Here is a 6,920-nt window from a genome sequence, read left to right as displayed (position 1 = left end):
GGGGTGGTGCTCAACGTCGGTAGCGCGCACGTGGGGGAGTTCGGTTCCCAGGAAGGCATCGCGCGGACGAAGGGGGAGCTCGTCGAGGCGCTGCCCGCCGAGGGGGTCGCGGTGCTCAACGTGGACGATCCGTTCGTGGCCACGATGGACCGGCGCACGTCTGCCCGTGTCGTGGGTGTCGGGGAGATGCCGAAGGCCGACGTCCGCGCGGAGAACGTCCGGTTGGACGAGCACGCGCACGCCTCCTTCGACCTGGTGGTGGGTGAGGAACGGGCCGAGGTCACCTTGCGGCTGGTGGGTGAGCATCACGTCGGCAACGCTCTCGCGGCCGCCGCTGTGGCGCTGGAGCTCGGCATGCCGCTGACCGAGGTCGCGGCCGGTCTCGGTGCCGCCACGCGTCGTTCGGAGCGCCGGATGGAGGTCGCTACCCGCTCCGACGGTGTCACCGTGCTCAACGACTCCTACAACGCGAACCCCGAATCAATGCGGGCCGCGTTGAAGACTCTCGCGTCCATGACCTCGACACGACGATCTTGGGCGGTCCTCGGTGTCATGGGTGAATTAGGGGCCGATAGCGTGTCCGCGCACGACGAGATCGGTCGGCTCGCCGTCCGGTTGAACATCAACCGGCTCGTCGTGGTGGGCGAGCAGGCAGCCGCCATGCACCGTGGGGCGAGCCACGAAGGTTCTTGGGGAGAGGAGTCGGTCCTGGTACCGGACACCGACGCCGCGATCGCGCTGCTGCGCGAACAATTGCGGCCCGACGACGTTGTTCTTGTCAAGGCATCGAAGGTCGCCGAGCTGTGGCGGGTGGCCGACGCGCTGTTGGAAGAGGACGGTGGCGCGTGAGGCGACACGACTCACCGTGTGATCGCAGAGGAAACACAGGAGGGATCGAGCACGGCTCGCGGATCAGGAGGATTGAAGCGTGATCAGCATCTTGATCGCGGCCTCCGTGGGACTGGTTGTGTCCATCCTGCTCACGCCGTATCTGATCCGGTTCTTCTCGAAACAGGGCTTCGGCCAGGAGATCAGGGAGGAGGGCCCGGAAGGGCACAAGTCCAAACGCGGCACACCCACCATGGGTGGTGTCGCGATCCTCGTCGCGATGGTGGCGGGGTATTTCGCCGCTCACCTCGTCGACGTCTGGCGTGGTTCGACCAATGACGGTCCCACCGCATCCGGGCTGCTCGTGCTGTTCTTGTCCGTGGGCCTGGGTATCGTCGGGTTTCTCGACGACTTCATCAAGATCCGCAAGCAGCGGAACCTGGGGCTGAACAAGACGGCGAAGCTCGTCGGTCAGCTCGTAGTGGCCGTGGCCTTCGCGATTCTGGTCCTGCAGTTCCCCGACGAGAACAACCTGACGCCCGCGTCGCAGAACCTGTCCTACGCCCGGGACATCGCGCTCATCGTGTTCCCGGTTCCCATCTTCATCCTGTTCTGCTACCTGCTGATCTCGGCGTGGTCGAACGCGGTGAACTTCACCGACGGTCTCGACGGACTCGCCGGCGGCGCGGCCGCGATGGTGCTCGCCACCTATGTGGTGATCTCGTTCTGGCAGGCCAGGCTCAGCTGTGTCGAGGCTTTCCAGCCCGCGTGTTACAACGTGCGTGACCCGTTGGACCTCGCCGTGGTGGCGGCGGCGGCCACCGGTGCCTGTGTGGGCTTTCTGTGGTGGAACGCCGCACCCGCGAAGATTTTCATGGGTGACACGGGCTCGCTCGCGCTGGGTGGCCTCGTGGCCGGGTTGTCAATGACCACGCGCACCGAACTGTTGGCCATCGTGATCGGTGGTCTGTTCGTCGTCGAGATGGTCTCGGTGGTGTTGCAGATCGCCGTGTTCCGGACCACCCGCAAGCGGCTGTTCCGAATGGCACCGTTCCACCACCACTTCGAGTTGGCGGGCTGGGCGGAGACCACGGTCATCATTCGGTTCTGGTTGCTGGCGGCCATCTGTTGCATGTTCGGGATCGGGTTGTTCTACAGCGAGCAGCTCGGCCTCGGAGGAGGGTGAGGCGGACCATGAATCTCGCCGGGGTCGTCGTGTGTGTCGCGGGCGCCGGGGTGACCGGTCGTTCGGTGGCCGCCGCGCTTGTCGCGATGGGAGCGCGGGTCACCGTCACCGACGCCGACGCCGAGCGTCTCGCCGAACTCGGCGACCTCGACGTCCGGCTCGTTCCCGGGCTCGACGCGCCGCCGGAGGGCACGCGGCTCGTGGTCACCAGTCCCGGCTGGCGACCCACGGCTCCGTTGCTGCTCGCGGCGGCGTCGTCGGGTATCGAGGTTATCGGCGACGTGGAGCTGGCGTGGCGGATCGGACGTGAGCGTCCGAATCCGCCCACGTGGCTCGCGGTGACGGGGACGAACGGCAAGACCACCACGGTCGGCATGGCGGAGTCGATACTGCGGACCGCCGGTGTCGACGCGGTGGCGTGCGGCAACGTCGGCTTCGCCGTGCTCGACGCCGTACTGGCGGGACACCCCACGCTGGTCGTGGAGTTGTCGAGTTTTCAGCTGCACTGGTCGAGCACCCTCGCTCCCTCGGCTTCGGTGGTGCTCAACGTCGCCGAGGACCACCTCGACTGGCACGGTGGTCTCGCCGAATACGCGGCGGCCAAGGGCACGGTCCACCGGGGTTCCGCGACCGTGGTGACCAACCTGCACGATCCGTGGTCCCGCTCGCTCGCCGAGGACCACGCGCCCCGGGAGGCCCGCAGGGTCGGGTTCAGCATGGACGCGCCGAAGCCGGGTGAACTCGGTGTCGTGGAGGACCTGCTCGTGGACCGCGCGTTCGTGGCCGATCCGGTGCACACGGCCGAGGAGCTGGGCACGCTGTCCGACGTCCGTCCCGGCGGGCCGCACAACGTGGCCAACGCGTTGGCGGCCGCCGCGCTCGCGCGGGCGCACGGGGTGGGTCCCGAAGCGGTGGCCGAGGGGCTGCGTTCGTTTCGCCCCGGGGCGCATCGGGCGGTGGAGGTCGCCGAGGTCGACGGTGTGCGTTACATCGACGACTCGAAGGCCACCAACCCGCATGCCGCGATCGGGTCGCTGTTGGCCCATCCCAGCGTGGTATGGATCGCGGGCGGCCAACTCAAGGGCGCGTCCGTGGACGAGCTGGTCGCGGCGGTGGCGGGGCGGTTGAGAGGCGTGGTGCTGCTGGGCGCGGACGCCGAGATCTTCGCCGAGGCTCTCGCGCGACACGCGCCGGATGTCCTGGTTCGGCGCGTCGGTTCGGGTGACGATGAGCCCATGACTGCGGCGGTGAGACAAGCGCGCGGAATGGCGCGTCCGGGAGACTCGGTGCTGCTCGCGCCCGCTGCGGCGTCGTTGGACATGTTCCGCGACTACGCCGAGCGGGGCGAGGCGTTCGTGTCGGCGGTCGGCGAGCTATTGCGGTGACGTCGGTGAGCGCCGACCGCGATGACGGCACGCGTGGAGCCGGTCGACGTGGGCGCGCGCGGCAGCGCACACTCCAGCGTTCCCCTCGGCGTGCACCGCAGCGGTCCTCCCGCCCGGACCGACGTTCCGTGGTGACTCGGACCGCGTTGACGGCGTGGCTGGCGCGTCCGCTCGCCGATTTCCACCTCATCCTCGCGGTGTTCGGCACTCTCGGGGCGCTGGGCGTGGTCATGGTGCTGTCGGCGTCGTCGGTGTCGTCCTACGACACCGACAGCAGCGTGTACGCGTTGTTCCAGAAGCATCTCGCGTTCGTCGCGGTCGGGATGGTGGCTTTCTGGCTGGGTGTGCGCATTCCGTTGCCGCGCATCCGCGCGTTGTCCCCCACGGCGATGGTGGTGGGCCTGGGCCTGTTGGTACTGGTGCTGACGCCACTGGGCGCTGATTTCTACGGTTCGCAGGGCTGGATCGTGGTAGGCCCGCTGTCGTTGCAGCCGGTGGAGATCGCGAAGGTGGCCCTGGCGCTGTGGGGCGCGCACGTCCTCGTGGCGAAGTACGAGGTGCTGCATCAGTGGCGGCACCTGCTCGTGCCCGTGGTACCCGCCGCGCTGTTGATGTTCGCGCTCGTCATGGCCCAGCCCGATCTCGGCGGCACCATCACGCTCGCCGTCGTGCTGCTGGCGCTGCTGTGGTTCGCGGGTGCTCCGAAACTGTTGTTCGGACTGATCGTCGCGGCCGCCGCCGCGGGGGCGGTGGTACTGGCGTTCGTCGCGACGTATCGCGAACAGCGCATCACCGCGTTCCTCAACCCGGAGGCGGATCCGCTCGGCAGCGGCTGGCAGTCCAGCCAGGCGCTGTACGCGTTGGCGGACGGCGGTCTGTTCGGCAAGGGGCTGGGACAGGGCCAGTCCAAGTGGATGTACCTGCCCAACGTGCAGCACGACTTCATCTTCGCGTTGATCGGCGAGGAGTTGGGCCTCGTCGGTTGCCTCGTGGTACTCGGGCTGTTCGGACTGTTGGCTTTCGTCGGGCTGCGCATCGCCATGCGCAATCTCGACCCGTGGATCCGGATCGTGGCGGGCACCCTCACGACGTGGGTCGTGTCACAGGCGGCGATCAACGTCGGCTATGTCGTGGGGTTGTTGCCGGTCACCGGGCTGACTCTGCCCATGATCTCGTACGGCGGAACGTCGCTGGTCGTGACCATGTTGTTGTTCGGGCTGCTGGCCAACTGCGCACGGCACGAGCCGGAGGCGGTAGCGGCGCTCCGTACGCAGGGGCCGGGTAAGTTCGGACGTCTGATGCGGTTGCCAGCGCCGGAGCCCTACCGGCCCCCGGCACGGCGTCGTGGCGGTAATCGGGCGGGCGCGGGCAGGGCGGTTCGTCCGGCCCGCCGCGACGGCAGGACCGGTCGTACTGTGGCAGGGGAACGTAGGCGCACGGCCCCGGAGTACGGTCGGCGCACGACGTCGCGTGCGACGACGAAACGAACGACGGTGAAGCGGAGAGGGCGCAGATGAGCGGGGCTCGAACGGCCCGGCCGCCACGGCCCCCGCAACGGTTCGTGGGCACCGCGCCGGATGGCGTGTCCGCGCTGTATTCGGCGCGGCGTGTGGGGAACACTGGAGAAGGACGGACGTGACCGAGGCAAGGCCCGGCGACGCGGAGGCGTCGCGTGGACAGTCGCCGGTGGGCGACACGGTGGAGAGTGCGAAGGCTGAAGGGTCGCCGGAGCGGCTCAAGCCTGCGCCGACCGTTGTGGTCGCCGGTGGCGGAACGGCGGGGCACATCGAGCCGGCAATGGCGTTGGCCGATGCGGTGATGCGACTGCGCCCCGATGCGCGGGTGGTGGCGCTGGGGACCGAACGCGGCCTGGAGAATCAGCTCGTACCCGCTCGTGGCTATCCGCTGGAGCTGGTGCCTCCGGTGCCGTTGCCGCGCAAACCCACGATGGACCTGCTGCGGCTGCCGGGGAAGGTCGTGGACTCGGTGCGACGCACTCGCCGGGTCTTGGACCGTGTCGGTGCCGATGTGGTCGTGGGTTTCGGCGGTTACGTGTCGTTGCCCGCGTATCTCGCCGCGCGGGGCCGGGTGCCGATCGTCGTGCACGAGGCCAACAAACACGCGGGACTGGCGAACAAGGTCGGGGCTCGTTTCGCCGCGAAGGTCGTCGCCGCGGTTCCGGGTACGTCTCTGCCCGACGCGGAGGTCATCGGTATTCCCCTGCGTCGCACGATCACCGCACTCGACAGGTCGGCGTTGCGTGCCGAGGCGCGGCGGCACTTCGGACTGGACCCCGAGGCACCGACCGTGCTCGTGTTCGGCGGTTCCCAGGGAGCGCGTTCGATCAACACCGCGGTGTCGCAGGCCGCCAAGGACTTCGCCGACGCCGGTGTCGCCGTACTGCACGCCCACGGACCGAAGAACACGCTGGTGGTGCAGGAATTCGCCGGTAAGCCGCCGTATGTGCCGGTGCCTTACCTGGAGCGGATGGACCTCGCCTATGCCGCGGCCGACCTGGTGTTGTGCCGTTCCGGGGCGATGACGGTGGCCGAGGTCTCGGCGGTGGGACTGCCCGCGGTGTTCGTTCCGCTGCCCCACGGCAACGGGGAGCAGGCGCTCAACGCGCGGCCCGCCGTGGACGCGGGCGCGGCACTGTTGGTGCCGGATGAGGAGTTGACGAGCGACAAGGTCGCCGAACTCGTGATACCTCTGGTGACCGACCCGGAGCGACTGTCGCGCATGAGTGCGGCGGCGGTCGGGTTGGGACACAGAGAAGCCGACGAGGTTCTCGCGGCGATGGTGTTGGAACAAGCCGCGGGGAGGCGTCGGTGAGCAGGACAGTCGACGAGGGGGAAGGCTTGGGGGCTATGACACCCGGGACACCCGGGACACTCGGGACGCCCGAACTGCCCGAGCTGCTGCGGCGGGCACATCTGATCGGGGTCGGAGGCGCGGGGATGAGCGGGATCGCGCGCATCCTGCTCGACAGAGGGGGACGCGTGTCGGGGTCCGACGCGAAGGATTCTCGTACGTTTCTGACGCTGCGTGCTCACGGCGCGCGGATCGAGGTGGGGCAGAAGGCTCAGAACCTGGACGTCTTCGGTGATGCGCCGTCGGCCGTGATCGTGTCCACGGCGATCAAGGAGACCAACCCCGAGCTCGTCGCGGCCCGCGAGCGCGGGATTCCGGTGCTGCACCGGGCCCAGGCGTTGGCGGCGCTGATGGAAGGACATCGGGTCGCCTGTATCGCGGGCACCCACGGCAAGACGTCCACCACGTCGATGCTCACGGTCGCGTTGCAGCACTGTCGGTTGGACCCGTCGTTCGCGATCGGTGGTGACCTCAACGAGTCGGGTGCCAACGCCCATCACGGCGAGGGTGGGATCTTCGTGGCCGAGGCCGACGAGAGCGACGGCTCGTTCCTGTCGTACTCGCCGTCGGTCGCTGTGATCACGAACATCGAACCGGACCACCTCGACCACCACGGCACGGCGGATGCCTACCACGCGGTGTTCCACGAC

The 6,920-nt window shown here is 68.6% G+C and carries 6 protein-coding genes; all 6 read left to right on the top strand.

The annotated features are described in order from the left end of the window. The coding region (gene murF / locus M7H19_RS17680) for a UDP-N-acetylmuramoyl-tripeptide--D-alanyl-D-alanine ligase (RefSeq protein ID WP_298182959.1) at positions 1-849 on the top strand (849 nt) is incomplete at its 5' end. 79 nt (positions 850-928) lie between these two features. Further along, positions 929-2,014: a phospho-N-acetylmuramoyl-pentapeptide-transferase gene (gene mraY / locus M7H19_RS17675; protein WP_298182956.1), complete on the top strand. Its 1,086-nt coding sequence runs from the start codon at positions 929-931 to the stop codon at positions 2,012-2,014. A gap of 8 nt (positions 2,015-2,022) precedes the next feature. Next, on the top strand, positions 2,023-3,399 hold the full coding sequence (gene murD, locus M7H19_RS17670) for a UDP-N-acetylmuramoyl-L-alanine--D-glutamate ligase (protein ID WP_298182953.1): 1,377 nt from the start codon (positions 2,023-2,025) through the stop codon (positions 3,397-3,399). Positions 3,400-3,527: 128 nt separating this feature from the next. Then, positions 3,528-4,916, top strand: coding sequence for a putative lipid II flippase FtsW (ftsW, locus tag M7H19_RS17665; protein WP_298182950.1), 1,389 nt, complete (start codon positions 3,528-3,530; stop codon positions 4,914-4,916). Positions 4,917-5,097: 181 nt separating this feature from the next. Then, entirely contained in the window at positions 5,098-6,231 is a 1,134-nt protein-coding gene (gene murG / locus M7H19_RS17660) for an undecaprenyldiphospho-muramoylpentapeptide beta-N-acetylglucosaminyltransferase (protein WP_298182964.1), read from the top strand. Positions 6,232-6,266: 35 nt separating this feature from the next. Then, positions 6,267-6,920: Mur ligase domain-containing protein (locus M7H19_RS17655; RefSeq protein WP_298182962.1), on the top strand; the 654-nt coding region annotated here is incomplete at its 3' end.

The organism is Saccharomonospora sp. (genome assembly GCF_027317685.1).
Lineage (GTDB): Bacteria > Actinomycetota > Actinomycetes > Mycobacteriales > Pseudonocardiaceae > Saccharomonospora.
The sequence above is the reverse complement of the archived record's forward strand: the minus strand, read 5'-3'. Positions and strand labels throughout refer to the sequence as shown.

Excerpts from the sequence above, each read along its gene's own strand:
- murD (WP_298182953.1), top strand. The coding sequence starts at position 2,023 with ATGAATCTCGCCGGGGTCGTCGTGTGTGTCGCGGGCGCCGGGGTGACC.